Raw genomic sequence first — 19,051 nt, forward strand, 5'->3', positions numbered from 1 at the left:
CTGCATCATCTCTGGCTCGTTGGGCAGGGCGCTTCCGAGCCTCAAGGAGAGGCCGATCAGATGCCTACACGCTCGGGTACGGCGTCCGCACGTCCGTAGCCGAGCACCTGGGTGAGGACTTGTCGAAACGTGAAGGTCTTCGGCCGGCGCTTCGATGACGGCCTCGATCTCGCTGTCGGTGCAGAGAAGCCATCGAACATGCTGCCGATATGGGGTCGGTGGGAATCCGCTCTGCCAGGAGTGCCGGGCCCGGCTTGTGGAGTCACAGCAGAAGCCGGCCCACCCCGGAGCCTGACTCGGCAGGGCTCTCTGGCCCTATCCACGCGCCATACATGCCTGGCCGGGGGAGGCTGTCGGGTGCCAGGCCCGGAGCGCCGGTAAGGAGGCCATCCCGAGTGGTTCTCACCCCGCCCTTCGAGCCGATGCTCGCCCAGGCCGCCGAGTACGTCCCCGGCTCCGGCGTCCTGGCGAGCGGCTTCGTGGCGGAGCAGAAGTTCGACGGCCACCGCGCGATCCTCTTCACCCCCGCCAGTTCGGGCGGCCGGCTGCTCCTGCAGACCCGGCGCGGCTCCCTGGTTCAGGATCGGTTCCCCGACTTGGTCTCGGCCGCTGAGCAGCTGCCTGAGGGTCTGGTCCTCGATGGCGAGCTCGTCGTCTGGGACACCGCAGCCGGCCGACTGTCTTTCGAAGCCCTCCAGCGCCGGGCTGCCGCCTGCGGCCGCACCGCTACCGCGCTCGCCGTGAAGACCCCGGCGTTCTTCATCGCCTTCGACGCCTTGCAGATCGACGGCATCGAGCTGCTGGCGCTGGCCTACGCCGAGCGCCGCCGACGCCTGGAGGTCCTCTTCGCGGCTCGCGCACTGACCGCCCCGTGGACCCTGTGCCCGATGACCACCGACCCGGACAAGGCCAGGGAGTGGCTGGAGGACTGGACGGACGTCTCCGGCGTCGAGGGCCTGGTCGTCAAAGCCCTCAACCAGCGCTACCGGCCCGGAACCCGTGGCCACGCCTGGACCAAGATCCGCCGCCGCAACACCACCGAAGCGATCATCGGCGCCATCACCGGCACCCTCACCCGCCCCCAACTCCTCATCCTCGGCCGTCACGACCTCACCGGACGCCTCCGCCCCATCGGCCGCACGGTCCCGCTGCGCCCCGACGCCGCCCGCCAGCTCGCCGAGCACCTGACCCCCGCCAGCTCCGGCCACCCCTGGACCGGCGCGAAGTTCTCCTCGGCATGGGGCACCCGCGACGTCCTCGACACCACCTTCGTCCAGCCCGGCCTCGTCGCAGAGATCAGCGCCGACACCTCCATCGACCGGGGCGGCGTCTACCGGCATCCGATCCGCTACGTACGCCTGCGCCTGGACGCGTCCGTCGATGACGTGCCCCGCTTCGGCGAGGGCCCGAGGGACGCCGCAGGGTGACTTCCGATGTCAGGTCAGCTAAGTCCCGCCCTATCACCCGCGAGCACATCCTTTCGGGCTAATCAGCTCCGGTAGGGCGCACCGGCTGGTTCTGTCCCTGGCAGCATCCGGGCCGAAGTTGTCGACAGGTAGAGGGCGCGCGGCATGAAGCAGACACTCAACGAACGGCAGCTGGAGGTGCTGGAGTGGGTCGGAAAGGGATGCCCCGAGGGGGCCTCCGCCACCTACAAGGCCAGCTGTCAGGCTCTGCAGAACCGTCGGCTGGTCAAAGTGGCCAGGCGGGGTGGGGTGTGGAATGCGGTGCTGACTGACGCAGGGCGCCATTACCTGGCGCATGGCACCTACCCGGCGCCGAAGGCCCCGGTGCGAGCGCTTCCCATCCCCCGGCTGCCCAAAGCCACTGCCCCACGTTCGTCGTCCGGTGTTCCGCAGCAGCCGCGTAAGACGTACACCGACCAGCTCCTGGAGGAGCTGGAGGCAGCTGGCGGCAGGATTCTGAAGTCGGGTCCCGACGCCGATGCCTGGTGGAGCCGTGCCGCCTCGGCGAGTAGATCCGGACGGATCCCGAAGACCATGGAGCTGCACTGGCAGCGGCTCCGTGAGGGCCTCGAGATCAAGCTCGTGGACATTCCCGCGTGGCGCCTGGCCGTCCTGGAACCGGTAGCCGTGCCAGCACGGCTGACCCGCCCGCATGCTGTCGTCCAGGCGATGCAGAAGGCGAAACAACCGCTCGGGCTGACACGTCCGGTCCAGCAACGCGCTCTACGGATCGTGCACGCGCTCCTCACCGCCGTCGAACGCAACGGCCATACCTGTGCCGCCGGCACCGTGGGGGCGGGACCGCGGCACAACCGACGTCTTCCGTATGATCCGCACTTCACGATCAAAGCCCAGGGGCAGACGGTCGAATTCCGAGTGGTGCAGGAGAAGGACCGAAGCGAGCACGTTGCGACGGACAAGGAGCTCGCGGAAGCCAAGGAGTCCTCCTGGGTCAGGATCCCCCGGTACGACTACACACCCTCCGATCGGCTGCGGTTCGACCTCAGCGGCGGCCATTCGCATCATGGGTCCGAGTGGGTCGACAGCATGGAGCGTCTCCTGGAGGAGCAGCTCTCAGAGATCGTCCACGAGATCGGACTGCGCGGTGAGGCGGCCGAGCGTAAGCGCCTGGCCGATCTTGAGCAGGCACGACAGAAGCACTTGCGCTGGGAAGCCGCGATGGCCGAGGCCCGCGACCAGTACGCCGAGGACTACCGCGCCCGACAGCTGGAATCGCAGGAGGCTGCTTGGCGCCGCGCGACACGCCTGGGCGACTATCTGGAAGCCGCCCGCGCGCACGTGGCGACGCTTCCGCCTGGACCGGAAAGAACGGCGGCTGAAGAGTGGATGCTGTGGGCCACGGAACACGTGGCGCGCGCCCATCCGATGTTTCGGCAGCTTCGGTTCCCAGAAATCCCCGAACCCCGCGCCGACGATCTGAAGCCGTTCCTCCGCGGCTGGAGCCCGTACGGCGCCTACTACTGACTCGGATCGACGGCTTGAGGGTGCGGGAGTGCCTGGGATCCCCAGAAGCTGCGGGGTCGGTGCGGGTCGCATCGCCATCCGGCTGCGTAGAAGCGGGCGGGCTGGCCGCATGTCGGGTTGCCGGTCTCGCACGCACCGCGGTGCAGGGAAGAAGCAGCCTGCGGTGTTGCAGGGGCCGCAGGGGCAGGGGCATCGTCATGGACCTGCGGATCGGGAGCCGACTCCGTCCTGGGTGCCGGGATCAGCTTGTCGATCGTGATGGAGAGTTCCACGCTGGCAATGCCGCGCGGCTTCAGCGGGGCGCTGGGCTTCCAGGTGTCCTCGCCGAACCGGCAGGTCGTGTCCGCTTCCCTGCCCGAGTAGTGGATCTCGTCGTCCAGCATGTCTTCGGTGAGGTCCGGGCTGTCCACGCTGCGGTAGTCGGCCCACTTGTTCCGGTCCTTGAGGGGGACCCACAGGTGGCTGCCCGCGCGGGAGTCCTTGCGGGAGGGCACGAAGAGCGGTGCGATGTGACCGATGGCCGCGCCGATCAGCGTGCGGCCGACGGTGACGCTGGCAACGTCGCCGTCGTGGCTGGTCCACCCGGAAGCCTCGTCGTCCATGCGGCGCGGGGTGTCCCACTGCAGGTGCACCTTGCCGCACCCTGTCTTGGCCTTGCCGTCCGGGCAGGGGCGCTGGGCGGCGGCGACGCAGTGCCATTCAGCAAGGACGCGGTATCCGCCGACCAGGGCCAGGTCGGCGGCGTTGCTGATTTCTCGCCACGTGACCTGGTTGGTCAGCATCCAGTTAGACCGGTCGACCAGATGGAATGTGTCGTCGTGAGTGATCCAGTTCGGACTGAGTCCAGCCGCGGCGTGGGCCTTCGACCGGCGCAGCACACGGCCGGCGCTCGCGTTGTAGTACTGCGCCTCACAACCCAGATCCAGGCCCCCGTCCCCGACGATGGTCACGTCAGGACGTGAGGACCGCAGCTTGGTGGTCTTCTCCACACGGAACTCGAGCCCGGCTGCTTGTGCGGTACGGGCCAGGAAATCCTTCATGGCCTTGTGCCGGTCACTCTCCTCCGCCGTCATCTCATGAACTGTGGGAAGGTGCACCGCGCGCAGCCGAAGAGCACCGTCGGGACCACGGTGCTTACGTATGTACATGTAGGGGCTCTTCACCCCGCTCAATTCCGCCTTGCAGCGGCGCCCCTTGCTGCTCTCCACACAGACGAGCAGCTCACGGTCCCGCTCCGCTGCGGGTAGGAGCAGCTGGGTGACCACCTCCGGCACGCTGAGCAAGCTCCCGTTCGGCAGGCCGAGGTCATCCTTGTCAAGTTCGAGAACAGTGCCCAATCCAGAATGCCAAACGCCATTCGCCACAGATGTCTCCCACCCGGTAGCAATGCGAAGAAGGCCGCGCTTTCAAGGTACGACGCCTCACTGACACGGGATAGAGGTCATAGCGAGCAGCGACCGAGCCGCGTGCGCGGAACTCGGCGACGGTCCCACCAGTAGGGGCCGCCGCAGTGGAGGCCCGCATGCCGTCGGCATTGAAACTCAGTGATCTCCAGGCTGCAGATCGCAGAGGCCGGACCTTGCGTTGCACCAGGCTGTCGGTGCTGATTGCCTGTGAGTTGCCTCTTCAGGGTGACCGGCGCGCCGATGGGCTGGTTCGGAAGATGGTGGGGTGTACCGTCCAAGTTCAATCGGCTGGTGAGCCGTGCCGCTGAGACGCCCAGCCTCCGATCGCGTCTTACAAGCGGTGAAGGAGCGCCTGTCTTCGCACGCCTTGCACACAGCGATGCCGGCACGGGCTGGTGGCCGGCAGGACAGGGTCTGAGCACCCATGCGACACAGCCAGAGCAGCAGGCAGGCCGAGCGACGGTGCCTGTACACCGCCGAGAGCTATCAGCAGGCTCTTGAGGCCCAGCAGTCTGACCGCACACTCATCCCGGCGGCTGTCGGACCCCAGCAGCACTACGAAGCCCGCCTGTTCGAGGCCGTCGTTGACTCCGCGCGCGACTTCACCGAGCGCCCCTTCGGCATCTGCTCTGTGCGGCCTGGGAAGGCATCCGTCACCCTTCGACTCGAGAGCGCTGAGCGGGCAACCGACCTTCTCCGCTTGGTTCTCCCCTCTTACAGCGACGAAGACGGCCGCCAGGGGCTTGCTGGCTCGCGGATCCGACAACGCACTCGCCGTGGGATCGAGATTGCTGGAGTCCATGGGCAGGCGTCGGTGTGGCTGACTGGGCTGTCATCCGCTGAGTGGACCCGTGCGGAGGCGGACATCGCAGAAGAGTGCTCCGAAACCGGCTACCGCCCACTCTGGCAGGAGCCCTCTTGGACGGCCGAAGCGGAACGGGCCATCGATCTGGATCCGGCCGACGCGGAGAGAAACAGGCGCTGGGATGCCTACGTGAACCACGGGGCCTGGTGCGCGAGCGGCCTGCTGCGCCGCGTTGCTCTGTTCCACACGGTGACCACGGCAGACCTGGTCACTTGCATGAGGGCTGCGCCGTGCATCATCGGATATCCAGGACTAGGGCCGGTTCGGTGGGCGTTTGAGCTCGACCGCCGTCCCGGCCTCCCCGACAGTCAGCAGACGCTCATCACGGCGCTCACCGATCCCGACTTCGGGCTTCCGCTCCGCAGGGTGCCGTTCCACATCCCCTTCTACGACAACCTGCCCCACTATGCGCGGATCGGCGATGAGGCCGACACTGCCCTGATTGAGCTGCGCTCCAGCGAGATCGCTTACCGATCCCTGGAGGGACGGCCGCCGTGGGGAGATCCTGTCCGGTTCGCTGAGATGGGCCGGGCGATCAGGCGTCGCGTGGACAAAGTCCTCGACTCCCGGCCGACCATGGGCTAGGGACGCCCGGCTGGTCGACGATCGGCATCCCCGTCTTTACGGGCCGATCGAGTGGGTGCCGATCCGGCGCCACACGATGTGGTGGCCGTGGTGCAGCTCCCGTCTCGAAGGTGGGCACGGTGGTCTCCTCCGGGCAGCACGACGAAGCCCCCGGCGGGTGCCGGGGGCTGCTGTAGGCGGTGCTCGTTGGTGGTGTTCGTTCCGTGGTGCTGAATGCTGCTCAGTGGTGTCCGGTGCGGCCGGAGGTTGCACCCGCCGACGGTCGTGCCCAGCGAGGTGAAGAGTTCGTCTGTATGACCGGCGCCAGTTGCGCAGACTTACCTTGCATCTTCGGCGACGGACCGCGCCGCCGATCGCCGTTTCAGCTCGCGAACCCCAGCCGTATTGTCCTGTCGCGGCGCAGTTTGGTCAGCCTCACGGGGATGTAAGCGAGGGATGAGTGCCATCGGAGAGTGACGCCGCCTCGGCCGTACCCATCGCGGCCGAGGCACGTCACGCGACTACGACTCCCGGACGAACTCGAAAGTCCAGCTGTGGTCCCCGTTGGAACTGGACGTCAGCTCCAGGATGGGCGGGAACACCGGGATCGGGGCGGATCCGATCGTCAGGGACGGTCCCCCCACATCGGCAGCAACGATGGTGAAGGTTTTCGGCCCCGCACCTTGGGTGATCTTCCACTCGATGGGAGGGAAGTCACTCACCCGCAGGATCACCCTCGCGCCTTCCCTCGGGTCCCCGTCGTGGCACACGAACGGGACGGGCCAGTAGGGGGTCGGCTCAGCGATGGAGTAGTTGTCCCCGCTGGTGCACCGCACCGCAAACTCCTGCCGTGCACCATGTTGGGCAGGCAGAAGGGTGACGGTCCTCTCGTCCGTCGAGGTGAGGCGTGTCTCGTCGTCGAGGCGGATGCGGTAGATGCCGTTGGGCAGGGCTCCCATAGGTGACTCCTTCGCCTGATGCGTGCCGCATGTGCGACCGACCCTACTGATCGTCAGCTTCCTGCAGCGGCAGGCGTGCCGACAGAGATCACTTCGGCCAGTGGCTTGAACCGCACTGCGCCGTGGATGCGCGGCCCCGCACCCCTCCGCCGCCCGGCATGACGTCCTTGTCCCTTCCCGTTCGAAGATCCACCGTTGACCGAGTAAGACCCAGACCAGCCACGGTGAGATGTCAACTTGCCTGAGAACGGCAGACCTAACCGATACCGGACACGAGGCAAGATCCAACTGGAATGTGCGGTGTTCGATGCAAGGTGAAGTTGGAATGTGCAAGGTCCACCTGCACAGGACAAGTGGTGCTGGACGGTGTTGTCCGGGCTGTGGTGTGAGGACTGCCGGAGAGCGATGACACTCGCGTCCGGCCCGGGGCCGCTTCCCGCCTGGCGGGCACTCGGGAAGAAAGTTCGGCCGTTCCTCCCGTCTGGCGGGACGTCCCGCTGATCGGCCTTTTCTTGCAGGTCAGAGCCGTGTGCTGTGGTCTCCATGACAGCGGATATCAGGGTCATCAAGGCCGGTCAGATGTACCGCTACTACCTGCGCCAGACCGTCGTCGGCGACGGCCTCCGCCCTGCGCGCACGCCGCTGCGCGAGGCCCAGGAGCAGGCCGGTGTCCCGGCCGGGCGATGGATGGGCCGCGGCCTGGCCGTGCTCGGACTCGCGCCGGGTGAGGAGGTCACCGAGGCGCAGCTGCGGAACCTCTTCGGCGAGCGGGGCCGGCGCCCGTACGCGGACCGGATCGAGGCCGACCTCCTCGCCCAGGGCGCCTCCCCGAAGAAGGCGTTCAAAGCTGGCGCACTCGGACGCCGGGTGATGGTGACCGGTGTCGACTTCGTCTTCCGGCCGCAGCCGACGATCTACCTCCTGTGGGCGCTGGGGGATGAGGAGACCCGGCAGGTGATCGAGGCCGCGCACGAGCGCGCGATCGAGCGGGTGCTGGAGTGGATCGAGGACGAGGTCGCGGTGATCCGCTACGGCAAGGACGGCGTCTACCGGGTCCGGCCGCCCGGCGGTCTGGTTGCCGCCCGCTTCCGCCACTACGAGGCGCGCTCCGGGATGCCCTTGCTGCATGACCATCTGCTGCTGTCCGTGAAGGGGCAGCGCCTGGACGGGAAGTGGGGCTCGATCCACACCCTGGCCCTGCACGAGAACACCGTGGCCGCCTCCGCGCTCTACAACGAGCTCGTGGCCGCTGAGGTCTGCGAGGCGCTGGGGCTGGCGACCGAGCCGCGCACCGTCACCCCGGGGCGCCGGCCCGTGATGGAGATTGCCGGGGTGCCGCACGAGCTGATCCGCTGGACCTCCCGGCGCAGCGACCAGATCGCCGCCTGCCTGGCCGAGCTGGAGCACGAGTACGTCACCGCCGTCAAAGACGACGGCACCCTGAAGTTCCTGCCCGTGGTCTCCGAGACCGCCCGCGCCAAGCTGAACCAGATCGCCGCCCGCAAGACCCGCCCGCCCAAGCAGAAGACCGGGCCGCTCGCACAGCTGCGCGTCTGGTGGAAGACGAGCGCGATCCTCACCTCCGGTGTCGCCACCGACGTCATCAACTCCCTCCTCGAGTACGCCCGCGCCGCAGCCGCGGCGATCCGGGCCCGGGTCGCCACCGTGGTCGACGTCTCCCTGGCGGCCGTCGACGTCGCCGCGACCGTGTTCGTGATGAACGACGGCGGCCGCTTCCACCGCCGACACCTGCTCGCCGAAGCCCGCCGCCACCTCGCCCTCGTCCTACGCGGCCGCCGCCGCGAGCGGGGCCTGGACGACCGGATCGTGGCCACCGCCATCTCCACCCACTGCCTGGACATCAGCGAGCCGAAGACCACGATCGGCCTGCTGTCGGACTACCGCCTCTACACCGCCCGGTGGTCCCTGTCCGACCTCCCCGCCCGCCGCCGCCCACCCACCGTGCCCGATCCGGACCGGCAGCCCCCGGCCGATCCCGGCGAGCCGGCTGCGCCCCGACCGCCGGCCCAGGAGGCGGGGGAGTGGGAGATACCCCGTGTTCCGTTGCAGTACGAGCGGGCTGTCCTCGCCGGTGTGGTGGTGCGAGAGAAGCTGCGCACCGCCACCGCCACCACCGCCACCGCCACCGCCACCGCCGTGCGGGGCCGGGCGTACGACGTCGCCCGACACCAGCAGGCGGCGATGCCTGAGCAGCTGCTCGGGCCCGCGGCCGCCGACCCCGAGGACGACGACCAGGAGCCGGAGACCGGACCCCGGGAGGCGATCGACATGACGGCGCTGCGGGCCCTGAGGGAGTCCCGCACGGACGTGGAAGCTCTCGATCTCACTGCCGATCGGCTGCGCCATCTCACGGAGGCGTTCACCCAGGCGGCCAACGACTCACGCACCCGCGCGACCCGCTACACCGAACAGGACGACGCCGACCCGGTGCGCCGGGACGATCAGCAGGAGAACCGAACGCAGGAACCCGGACCGTACCGCGGCCGGGAGACCGGCCACTGAGCACACCTCGATGTTGCGCACCGCACCGACGATGTTCGGCGTCCACTCCACCGAGTGGAATCCAACGGCCGGGAGTGGACGCCGCCGTGCTCGGCATCCACCCCACAGAGTGGAGCCCACTGGGTGGAGTGGACGACATCGACGGGGGCGATGCCGCGCATCTACCTGGTGCGCACCCGCCGCATTTCTCCTTGACCTCGGCTCAGGTCAAGGAGAAATGCCCGGCCTCCACCGCACCGAGTCCACCCGGTGCACACCATTCCCGGACTGGATCTTCGGGTCCAGGGCGGTGCGCCAAGCCTCCACCGGCAGGCCCAGGACCGTGATGCGGCCGCCGCCGCGCGCCCGCTCGGCGTGCACGACTTCGTCTCGATGGGCGGGCGGACGCGGGCGAGGGCATCGGGTCCGGAGGACAGCGTCGTCACGGTGTCCTGTACGTGCGGGTCGAGCGGGTCGACGACCGTCTCAGGGCGCGTGCTCGGTCACGCGGACATCGACGAGCTCCGTCGCGTCGGCCTGCGCCCTGGTCGGGTGGAGAAGCCGCACGTCGACGAGGATCTGCTGGCCTGCCTCGATCCTGTGCCCGGGCTTCGCGCGCAGGACGAACCTGTTGCTGGGGTCCCGGGTCACCCGGAAGCCGTTCTCGGTTTCCCTGAAGTCGCTCGTCGACGTGACGAAGTCCGTCTCGTCCGGATCTACGCTGTCGTACCAGACGCTTTCGCCGGGGTTCACGTACAGGTAGGCCTGCGGGGCCGGCTCATCCTTGCTGTGCAGACGGAAGGAGATCTCCCACCGGTCCACCGGGGCTTCGTGCGACGTTACCGTGAAGCGATAGTTGCAGATATGGCCGGTGCTGGGCCACGGCTGCGGATAGCACGCGAGCTTCGTGTATTCACCTTCGACAGGAGGCCTGGTGACGCGTGTGAGGACGGTGCCCGACACGGCCGTGAGCTCTTCGGGGACCGTGCCCAGTCGGTTCTCATAACTGGCAAAGGCCTGGTTGGTGACATCCGTGTCGGCGGCGTCCAGATCGGCCCGGACCTGGAACTCGATGGTGGTGCCCTGGGGCAGAGTGTCCGTGTTGGGCAGGCTGCCGCCTTGGGTCGCGGTGGCGCCGTTGCCGAGTCGGAACACCACCCGGTTCTTGTCGGAGTCGTAGTGCGCCTGATCATCGCCGGGCAGGTCGGACATGGCGCCCGCGTTGGGGCCGTCGACGATGACCAGTGAGCCGGGCACGTAGGTGGTCCCGGGCGGGACGGTGTCGGTGAGGACCACGTTTTCCGCTTCCGCACCACCCTGGTTCAGCGCCGTGACCCGGTAGACGAGGGGCTCACCCGCCTCCACCGTCTCTTCGGGAGTGACGGTCTTGGACAGCACGAGTTGCGGGGCGACGCCGGACGCGACCCCGTCCAGGAAGTTCCCGACGGTTCGGTTGCCACCGGCCGCCGAGACAGAGCGGAAGGCGAACCTGGTGAGGGTCTGGCCATCCGGGACCGTGTAGGTACCGCTGTAGCGGCGCCATGCCGTGTTGTCGTCGGACATCAGCTCCTGCTCGATCACCTCGCCCGGCGCACCGATGTCGAGGGCCATGACATCCACGCCGTTGCGGCCTCGGTGGTACAGGCTCCAGTACAGCGTCACGCCCGGGATGGTCTCCAGGTCCTGGTACAGCGTCGAGACCTGGTTCGCGTTCAATTCGGCGAACTGGGTGCCCACGGCCGCGGGCACGCCTAGGAAGTTGGTATGCCAGATTTCGATTTTGTGGTCGGTGGCGGTGGTCAGCCAGCCCGGGACCCGATTGGGTGCCTCCTGCGAGGCGTCGGGCAGCAACTGGTGTTGGGCATCGGGGACGGACGGCTCTTCGAAGCTTCCGTTGATCAAGGCCACCTGGCGGAGGAGGGGCTTCTGGCTCGTCGACATTCTGCCTGCTCCTTGTGTTCGTGCGGCCCGTACGTGAGCCGTCGCGCGCGCCTTCTTACATGCCCCGGACTCCTATCTCGGACACCAAGCGCAAAATAGGCATGTCTCCGCTGGTCAGCGGTTCGTCCGGCTGTGAAGTAAGAACCGGTGTCACCAGCCGCAAGGGGCAAGTGCCGGAAACGAGGGTCTGCGGACACTCGAACCGGCCGGAGTGTTTCCGCAGGTACTACAGCCGTGAGTCGCGGTCTCTTCGGTCGCGGGCGGCGTGATGGCTTTGGCGGGCGCGGGTTTGGTGGGTGCGGCGCCAGAGGCACTGGGCTATGACGAGGGCGCCGATGATCGGGAACATGTGGAGCTCCTGACGAACGGTCGCCCTGCCGATCACGGTGACGTCCCGACAGCTTCCGGTCGGCGGCCTGTGGACAGCGGCCGGAGATCTCTCCTCCCTCCGAAACGGACAAACCCTGCGGACAAGGGGCCTTACCGGACCCCCTTGACCAGCGCCCCACTCGACGCTGGCTCCCCCCGCTGCCCCCCCTGACCAGGTCGACCGCACGGCCGCGAACGCCACATCTCCCCTTGACCCGCTCTGCGACGGGCGACCGTCAGACAACGGTCAAGGGGTACCTGTGCACGCTCTCCCTCCTCGGCCCCGGTGTGGGGCGGTCAATGACGAGAAGGAGACACGACGATGGCGACGATCCACTGCCACCCGGCAGACGGCCCGCGGCCGCCGGCCCCGCCGGGCGCCGAGCTGGACGCGGGCAAGCCCCGCACTGGTTGGGCAAGCCGAATTGGGCTCCTTGAGGGGGCACTTCGGGCCCTCCTTCGGTACCCACTTGGGTGCCCGACACCCGGTAAGGCGGCAAACATGCAGGTCAGCGCGCGAATCAGCGTGAAAGCCGCGCCGTCACACCCCTCTTCTCCCCTCTTGTTGTCCGTATGGGAGGAGATCATCGGGTTCCAGGGGGGCCCGGCGCCCTTCCCGACCAGGCAGGTCCGGCTTGCGGCCGACCGGTGCAGCTGGTCGCGAGCGGTGAAGGGGTGGAGCTGATGGCAGGCAGACGGCTGACGAATCCGGCGGGGTCCTCGAATGACCTGCGGGGCGATGTGCTGCGTGTGCTGGGGGTTTTGAAGGTGGCCACGGCCGACCAGATCCAGCGGATCGCCGCACCGCACCTGACCTACCGGCACACCATGAAGGCGACCGCCTCCGAGCGGAAGACCGCACGTACCGCCTCGCACGCGGGTGCGCTCTCGGACCTGCGCAAGCACGGTCTCGCCGAGAACGGCGGCACCACCCGGGCGGGGGAGTCGCTGCGGAACCTGACCACCAAGGGCCTGGAAGCCGCCTCCTACGAGCTCGGGCGCCCGCTGACGGAGATGGGCTCCACCGCTCGCGGTGCGGGCTCCAGTGGGGCCACCCACCCCATGGCCGTCAACGAGACCGTCATCGCGATGCTCCGCCCCAAGCCCGACCTCCGGCTGTTGACCCGGGAGCCGGCCGAGGCCAAGGCGGCCGCGCAGGCCGCCGTCGACGCCCCGGCCGGCATCGGCACGATCGCCTCGTACGCGACCGAGGTCCCGCTGCCCGCCACCGGGACGTGGGGTGCGCCGGGCAAGGGCGGCGCCCAGGCCGACATCGTGCTCACCGCCCCGCAGGACCAGATCCCGCTGTTGTTCATCGAGGTCGACAACTGCCACGAGACCGCCGAGGAGATCGCGGCAAAGCTGTTGAAGTACTCCAGGTTCTTCAAGCGGCAGATCAAGGACACCGACGGCAAGGACAAGCCGATGTGGCGCACCCGCTGGATGGCCCGCGTCGCGGAGAGAGGAGAGGCACCGCACCCGCCGGTCCTGATCGTCTTCAACCACATCGGCGCCCGCGACCCCAACCGCACCCTCCCGCGGCTCCAGGAGCTGACCCGGCCGCTGTGGGCGGGCGAACCGGCCGACGGGTACAGCAGCTACGACAGGAAGATCCCGATCATCGCGACCGGCCTGCGCAACCTGCGCGAGCACGGCCCCAACGGCCCGGTCTTCCTCCGCTTCGGCCGCACCCACATGCAGCCGCTACGCGACGCGATCGGCAACCCCCGCCGGGACGGCGTCCTCGCCCGCCGGGCAGAGCGGGCGCGAGCACAGCAGGAGGAGTACCAGGAGCAGCTGCGCCGTGCAGCGGAGCAGAAGAGGGCCGAGCGCGAGGCCGCCCGCCCTGCCTGCGCCGGCTGCGGGACGAAGTTCGACAACGACCGATGGGAGAACACCCGCCTCTCTCCGACGCCGGGCAACCGGTGGCACCCGACGCTGTGCGAGCCGTGCGAGGACAAGACCGTCGCGGCAGCGGACCAGGCCGAGCGCGACCGCCTGGAGGCGGAGGCCGCCGAGACCGCCGAGAAGGCCCGCGGCTGGCGCTCCCGCTTCCGCCCCGGGCAAACCCCCTGATGGTTGGGCAAGCCCTCCCGCCGTTCAGCGTGGGCAAGCCTTAGGTCGCCCTGGGCAAGCCCCCCGCTGCGCGTTGTAGAGCTCAAGCTGACGGAACTCCGGGTCCGCTCTCGGGGCGGCCAAGAAGAGGACCCGGGCCGGCCGCGCGGCGCCCGGGGACCGCAGGGGAGAGGTAGCCGCGCTCGCGGGCTGCTTTGATCCAGTCTTTGATGGTCGGCTCCGGACGGTCGAACAGGTTGGCCAGGCGCCGGTGGAGCCCCGGACCGTTGACGGCTTCACGGAGATAGGCGTGAGCCAAGCGGTGAAGGAGTTCTCCATCGAGCGGCGGCCGGCCGCGCTGCGCGGGCTGCGCGAGTGCCCCGGCGTTCTCCAGAGCTCGTACGGACGCTGGGGCGAGATCTGCGGCGGAGTCATCCTGAGGCCGCCCGAGCCCAAGAGTGATAACGCCCTCGTCTTTCCACGACTGGTCAGCAAGTTCGGCTTGGGCACGGGCGACAATCTGGCCCAGTGGGATGCGGCGAAGCACTTCACTCGTGATCGGAGCAGAAACGGCCGCCGGCGCATCGTCCTCGGAGGGTCCCACGAAGTCCCCGAAGTCGTCCCAGTACCCCCAGCCCGGGCGCCAGAGCTCAAGCTCGATCACGCCGAGGCTGGACCCCTGGTTCGCCAGGACGCCGTGCACGGTCACCGGCAGATCGGCCGCCTTGTAGACGAAGTCGGCGACGTAGCCAGGCCCACGCACTCGATCTTTGACGAACAGGGTGAGGGAGGGGCCCGGCACGGCGTCCTGGGGAATCTCTGCCAGGTCGGTGTAGGCGTCCCAGGGCTCCATCACGGTGGCGATGAGCGACCCTTTCCACAGGTCAAACTCCTGAGTGCGGCGCGAACAGTCGTAGGAGTGGTCACGGACACGAGGGTGGTACGGCCGGAGACGGCGCTCCTCCTCGGGGGCCTCGGGGTTGACGAAGTCATCGGCACGAAACTCGGGCTGTGGCATGCTTCCCAGGCTAAAGACCACCGGTTCGCAAGGTGGAGGGAAAAGGCGGGTGAGAAGCCGCGCGAGGCAAGTCACCCTCTCAGCGCCCGGAGCCTTGCTGGCCGTACGGCCACAGGGCGCCTCGCTGTCGGTGGCGGCTGGGACGCATGGACAGGGATGAGGAGCTGCTGCGCGGCCGGGTCTACGGTACGGACCACGACGACCCGAACCCGTGCCCACGGCCCGGCCGTACCTACGCCGAGCTCGTCGGCGGCCTGCTCGACGGGCTGCTGCTCGACATCACCGGTTGGACACCGGACGAGGTCCAGACCGGCGCCGCGCTGATGACCGAGCTCGGCCAGTTCGGCGTCGGCAGCCGGCCGGGCCCTGTACGACCCGCGCCCCGGCGAGCGGAACCGCTGGGACTGGGCCGGCGACACACCTTGACCCCGAATACGGCGAGAGGCCGCACGGAGACTCCGCACGGCCCCTAGAGCCGCGGTTGCCCGCCCGGCCGTCCGGGGCAGTTGGCGTACGCGATGCCGTTTCTCATGGCGCGGTCACTTCTGCGCTTTGGTTGGCGTTGTTGCTGGCGCCCGGGCTGCCGATGTTGTTGTTGGTGTTGATGTTGTTGAACATCGTGAAGACGCCGTTGAGGTTGATGGGCAGGATCGAGCCCCCGTCGCCATCCCCGTCGGCGGGCGTGCAGTCACCACCGGTGACGGGCGTTGGGTCGGTGGCGGTGCCGAGGGAGCTGCCGCCGCCGGAGACGGTGACGGTGTTGGTGAGGGTGCACGGTGCGTCTTCCTCGATGAGGACGCCGAACAGGAGCGGCCCGAGGACTTCGCCAGGGGCCACGGGATTCAGGTACGTACAGGTCACCGATTCGCCGGTGGGGGGGTTGGTGCATTCCCAGCCAGCAGGGCTGTTGATGAAGTCCAAGTGGGACCCCTCGGGAAAGACGTCTGTCAGCGTGATGGGGCCCACGGTCGGGTCAGTGCCGACGTTCCGCACAAAAATGTTCCACGTGCCAGTCTCACCTTTGACGAACGCTCCCGCGTGGGTCTTCGAGACACTCAGCGCCGGATCGGCGAACGCCGGCGTCGCCCCGCTCGACATGGGCAGGACCACACTCGTTCCGACGGTTACCAGAGCGGCCAACACGCCTCTCCATCGCTGCGTTGCCATAAGTCCTTCGTCTCCCTGCTGCTTGTCGTGAGGGATGCCGCAGCGCCGACAGGCGAAGGCACACCCATCCCGTGTCCCAACAAGAACGCGTGAGCGCCGGCCGGATTACGACCGTGGTGTACGGATCACCCGATCGCCAGCGAGACAAGGGCGCCGCCGAGGCGCAGGGGTGGCCGTGGTACAGCAGTATCAGCAGGTCCCGGAAGAGGCACCCGAACCTGAGGCCGTCTCCAACAGATCTTGGCGGGCTCGCGGTGCCCGGCACCGCGGGCTCAGCCGACAAGATCCGAAAGGGGCGGTCTTGGTCGTGTCGTCAAAATCCCGCCTGGTCTTTGGGCGGCTGACGCTACTTTGACGACACTCCCTAGTGTTCTGAGTCTTGAGTTCTGTTCAGATGTGTAGGGTTGGCCTATGGCGCGGATGGGGCGGCCGAAGGCCGAGTTGACGCTGTCGGACGAGGAACGGGTCGCACTGGAGGGGTGGGTGCGGCGTCGTTCCACGCCGCAGGCGTGGGCTTTGCGGTGCCGGATCATCCTGGCCTGCGCCGAGGGTGTCTCGAACAAGGACGTGGCCGTCCGTCTCGGATCAACGCCTCAGGCGGTCGGCCGTTGGCGGGCCCGTTTCGTGCAGTACCGGATCGCGGGCCTGGGAGACATGCCGCGTTCCGGCGGCCCCAGATCGGTGACGGACGGGCAGGTTGCCGCGGTGGTCACCAGGACCTTGGAGTCCAAGCCGAAGAACGCGACGCACTGGTCGACGCGGTCGATGGCGAAGGAAATGGGCCTGTCCCAGTCCTCGGTCTCACGGATCTGGCGGGCGTTCGGCCTGCAGCCGCACCGCTCGGAGACCTTCAAGCTGTCGACCGACCCGTACTTCGTCGACAAGGTCCACGATGTCGTCGGCCTCTATCTGGACCCGCCCGAGCGGGCGCTGGTGTTCTGCGTGGACGAGAAGTCGCAGATCCAGGCCCTGGACCGGTCCCAGCCGGTGCTGCCGATGATGCCCGGGGTCCCGGAGCGGTCAACGCACGACTACGTCCGGGCCGGCACGACCACCCTGTTCGCCGCACTCAACGTGGCCACCGGCAAGGTGATCGGCTCCCTGCACCGCCGCCATCGGGCCGAGGAGTTCAAGAAGTTCCTGGTCAAGCTCGACAAGGAAGTGCCGGCAGGCCTGGACGTCCATCTGATCTGCGACAACTACGCCACCCACAAGACCCCGGACATCAAGAAGTGGCTGCTCGGCCACCCCCGGTTCCACCTGCACTTCACCCCGACCGGGTCGTCCTGGCTGAACCTGGTCGAGCGATGGTTCGCCGAACTCACCAACAAGCAGATACGGCGAGGCGTCCACAAGTCAGTCCAGGCCCTCGAGAAGGACATCCGTGACTGGATCGCCGCCTGGAACACCGACCCCAAGCCCTACGTCTGGACCAAGACCGCAGACGAGATCCTCGAACGCCTCGCCAGCTATCTGAACAGAATTCCCGACTCAGAAGACTAGAACGGGCAGCAGAAGTGGGGCTGCGACCACTGGCGGGATCACGATGCTCCCGCCGAGCGCGCGGGCCAGCTCGCGGGCCCGGTTGGGCACGAACAGCAGCCGCCATCCGGCTGTCACAGGTAACACCACTTCCGCCAGCGGGCCGGGATGCCGAGTGTCCATGACTCAAAGGTAGGACTCTGCACAGGAGTTGGTAAGGCCATAGCGAGCCGTAGCTTCTCGAGGTCGGGACGCAGGCGGCAGCCCGTCAGCCGGCCGGGTAGGTGGAGAGGTCGGCCACGGCTTGGGTCCCGGGGAGGCCGCGAGTTGTTCCAGGGTCAGCGGCTGGCCGGGAGCGCGGGCGTGTCACCGGGGCACCGCGTCACGGGGTCCGGTGAGACGGTGCGACCGCGCCTCGGCGAAAAGTAATTGAGACGGCAACCTTTCCGCTCTGAGTGGCCACTGAGTGGGCGTTAAGTCCGTTTCTGGTAGCGGCCTCGTCCGGGTTGGGTGAGGAAGCCTTGACGGGTGAGGCGTCCGAGGCGGCTGCGGGTGATGTTGACGGATGCCTCGTCGGTGGGCATGCCGAGGAGTTCGTGCAGCTCGCGGGCCCGGAACACCTGGTCGGGGTGCTGGTTGAAAGTGTTCACGATGGTTTGGTAGGCAGTGCTCGACTCAGGTGGATCGGGTTCGGTCCCGGTCGGTGCGAGTTCGGCGATGATCTTGCGGGTGGTGGCCAGGTCCGCAAGATGCGCTTCGGTCTCGGTGAGAATGGCAGTGAAGTGCGCGATCTGATTGCGGAGTTCGTCCGCCCGGGCCGTGGCCTCGTTCTCCCGGATGTGAAGGTCCACCAGGAGTTCGGTGATGTTCACGCGGCCAGCCCGATGGTGTCGCGCCAGGCCTGGGCGGGGTTGGTGAGGCGCCGGGCCATGTTCGCGGTGGAGGCCCAGTAGACGCGCGAGGCGGAGGTGTCAGGCCGGTGGTCGTACTCACGGGTCAGGCGCCGGTGGAGCATCAGCGTGCCATTCGTCTGCTCGACCACCCACCGCTTGGGCTGCGGGACGAACCCTTTGCCCTGGTCGGCAGGGTTGCGGCGGACGACCTCGACGCCGATGTCCAGCAGTGCGCCGTGAACGATGACCGCTTCCTTGAAGCCTTGGTCGACCAGGGCTTTCTCCAGGCGCATTCCGCACCGCTCGGCGGCCTGGTCGAGCAGGGCGGTGCCGGCGGCGTTGTCGTGCGCCGAGGCGGCCATGACGACGACGCCGATGATCAGCCCCAGCACGTCGACGGCCAGTCCCCGCTTGCGCCCCGACACCTTCTTGTTCGCGTCCAGCCCCGTCGTGGTCCTGGGGACACCCGCCGCGGCGCGGACGGACTGGGTGTCGATGATCACGAGGGACGGGTCCTCTAATCGGCGGGCTTTCTCCCGGACCTGGCAGCGCAGGAGTTCCTGAATCCGCTGGTCGAGCCCATCCTCGCGCCACAAACCGAAGTAGTAGAACACCGCCGACCAGGCCGGCAGGTCATGCGGCAGCATGCGCCACTGACAGCCCGTCCGGTTCTGATAGAAGATCGCGTTCACGACCTCCCTCAGGTCACAAGACCCGGGATCCCCGGTCGCCGACCGCGCCACCCGGCCCTGTTTCCAGGCCGTGATCATCGGCTCGATCAACGCCCACTGCCCGTCCGACAAGTCGCTGAGATACGGCTCTCTCTTCACGCCCCGCATCTCAACATGGACATGACCATCGGGCAGGCCGGACCGCGAT

Annotated in this window: 13 protein-coding genes and 1 pseudogene; 7 read left to right on the plus strand and 7 right to left on the minus strand. The window is 68.1% G+C overall.

What is annotated here, in order from left to right; translation table 11 throughout:
- The first annotated feature begins 395 nt into the window (after nt 1–395).
- Together OG737_RS33890 and OG737_RS33895 are read left to right on the plus strand one after the other, a co-directional pair.
- The gene (locus tag OG737_RS33890; protein WP_405676322.1) at nt 396–1,427 is read left to right on the plus strand and encodes an ATP-dependent DNA ligase; all 1,032 of its coding nucleotides are present in this window, start codon (nt 396–398) and stop codon (nt 1,425–1,427) included.
- 144 nt (nt 1,428–1,571) lie between these two features.
- Nucleotides 1,572–2,951 (plus strand): hypothetical protein, encoded by a 1,380-nt coding sequence (locus OG737_RS33895; RefSeq protein ID WP_405676320.1) that lies wholly within the window; start codon nt 1,572–1,574, stop codon nt 2,949–2,951.
- On the opposite strand, the gene OG737_RS33900 is transcribed toward OG737_RS33895, so the two are convergent.
- Complete coding sequence (locus OG737_RS33900) at nt 2,945–4,288, minus strand: hypothetical protein (RefSeq protein ID WP_405922386.1); 1,344 nt, start codon at nt 4,286–4,288, stop codon at nt 2,945–2,947. The two genes, OG737_RS33895 and OG737_RS33900, sit on opposite strands and share 7 nt — an antisense overlap.
- Nucleotides 4,289–4,781: 493 nt before the next feature.
- Here OG737_RS33900 and OG737_RS33905 point away from each other — a divergent pair, with 493 nt between their 5' ends.
- Nucleotides 4,782–5,807: a hypothetical protein gene (locus OG737_RS33905; protein ID WP_405922387.1), complete on the plus strand. Its 1,026-nt coding sequence runs from the start codon at nt 4,782–4,784 to the stop codon at nt 5,805–5,807.
- Nucleotides 5,808–6,307: 500 nt separating this feature from the next.
- On the opposite strand, the gene OG737_RS33910 is transcribed toward OG737_RS33905, so the two are convergent.
- Nucleotides 6,308–6,745, minus strand: a complete 438-nt coding sequence (locus OG737_RS33910) for a hypothetical protein (protein WP_405676314.1) — start codon at nt 6,743–6,745, stop codon at nt 6,308–6,310.
- A gap of 543 nt (nt 6,746–7,288) precedes the next feature.
- On the opposite strand from OG737_RS33910, the gene mobF reads away from it, so the two are divergent.
- Nucleotides 7,289–9,268, plus strand: coding sequence for a MobF family relaxase (gene mobF, locus OG737_RS33915; RefSeq protein ID WP_405676312.1), 1,980 nt, complete (start codon nt 7,289–7,291; stop codon nt 9,266–9,268).
- A 465-nt stretch (nt 9,269–9,733) separates the two neighbouring features.
- On the opposite strand, the gene OG737_RS33920 is transcribed toward mobF, so the two are convergent.
- The gene (locus OG737_RS33920; RefSeq protein ID WP_405922388.1) at nt 9,734–11,098 is read right to left on the minus strand and encodes a hypothetical protein; all 1,365 of its coding nucleotides are present in this window, start codon (nt 11,096–11,098) and stop codon (nt 9,734–9,736) included.
- A gap of 1,143 nt (nt 11,099–12,241) precedes the next feature.
- Here OG737_RS33920 and OG737_RS33925 point away from each other — a divergent pair.
- Nucleotides 12,242–13,633, plus strand: coding sequence for a replication-relaxation family protein (locus tag OG737_RS33925; RefSeq protein WP_405676308.1), 1,392 nt, complete (start codon nt 12,242–12,244; stop codon nt 13,631–13,633).
- Between the two features lie 82 nt (nt 13,634–13,715).
- On the opposite strand, the gene OG737_RS33930 is transcribed toward OG737_RS33925, so the two are convergent.
- A complete protein-coding gene (locus tag OG737_RS33930) occupies nt 13,716–14,630 on the minus strand; it encodes a hypothetical protein (protein WP_405676306.1) in 915 nt (304 codons plus the stop codon).
- 146 nt (nt 14,631–14,776) lie between these two features.
- Here OG737_RS33930 and OG737_RS33935 point away from each other — a divergent pair.
- A pseudogene (locus OG737_RS33935) lies at nt 14,777–15,056 on the plus strand (hypothetical protein).
- 102 nt (nt 15,057–15,158) lie between these two features.
- On the opposite strand, the gene OG737_RS33940 reads toward OG737_RS33935, so the two are convergent.
- A complete protein-coding gene (locus OG737_RS33940; protein ID WP_405676304.1) occupies nt 15,159–15,770 on the minus strand; it encodes a hypothetical protein in 612 nt (203 codons plus the stop codon).
- Between the two features lie 447 nt (nt 15,771–16,217).
- On the opposite strand from OG737_RS33940, the gene OG737_RS33945 reads away from it, so the two are divergent.
- Entirely contained in the window at nt 16,218–17,300 is a 1,083-nt protein-coding gene (locus OG737_RS33945) for an IS630 family transposase (protein WP_328930254.1), read from the plus strand.
- 452 nt (nt 17,301–17,752) lie between these two features.
- On the opposite strand, the gene OG737_RS33950 is transcribed toward OG737_RS33945, so the two are convergent.
- Both OG737_RS33950 and OG737_RS33955 read right to left on the minus strand, forming a co-directional pair.
- Nucleotides 17,753–18,151, minus strand: a complete 399-nt coding sequence (locus tag OG737_RS33950; protein ID WP_405921069.1) for a hypothetical protein — start codon at nt 18,149–18,151, stop codon at nt 17,753–17,755.
- Nucleotides 18,148–19,002, minus strand: a complete 855-nt coding sequence (locus OG737_RS33955) for an IS5 family transposase (protein WP_405921068.1) — start codon at nt 19,000–19,002, stop codon at nt 18,148–18,150. Before OG737_RS33955 ends, OG737_RS33950 begins: the two co-directional genes overlap by 4 nt.
- Between the last annotated feature and the right edge of the window lie 49 nt (nt 19,003–19,051).

The sequence above is a fragment of the Streptomyces sp. NBC_00122 genome (genome assembly GCF_045160845.1).
Taxonomy (GTDB): domain Bacteria; phylum Actinomycetota; class Actinomycetes; order Streptomycetales; family Streptomycetaceae; genus Streptomyces.

Bases quoted from the DNA above. Each gene is read 5' to 3' on its own strand.
- mobF (WP_405676312.1), top strand. From the start codon at position 7,289: ATGACAGCGGATATCAGGGTCATCAAGGCCGGTCAGATGTACCGCTAC.
- OG737_RS33925 (WP_405676308.1), top strand. From the start codon at position 12,242: ATGGCAGGCAGACGGCTGACGAATCCGGCGGGGTCCTCGAATGACCTG.
- OG737_RS33945 (WP_328930254.1), top strand. From the start codon at position 16,218: ATGGGGCGGCCGAAGGCCGAGTTGACGCTGTCGGACGAGGAACGGGTC.
- OG737_RS33895 (WP_405676320.1), top strand. From the start codon at position 1,572: ATGAAGCAGACACTCAACGAACGGCAGCTGGAGGTGCTGGAGTGGGTC.
- OG737_RS33905 (WP_405922387.1), top strand. From the start codon at position 4,782: ATGCGACACAGCCAGAGCAGCAGGCAGGCCGAGCGACGGTGCCTGTAC.
- OG737_RS33930 (WP_405676306.1), bottom strand. From the start codon at position 14,630: ATGCCACAGCCCGAGTTTCGTGCCGATGACTTCGTCAACCCCGAGGCC.
- OG737_RS33910 (WP_405676314.1), bottom strand. From the start codon at position 6,745: ATGGGAGCCCTGCCCAACGGCATCTACCGCATCCGCCTCGACGACGAG.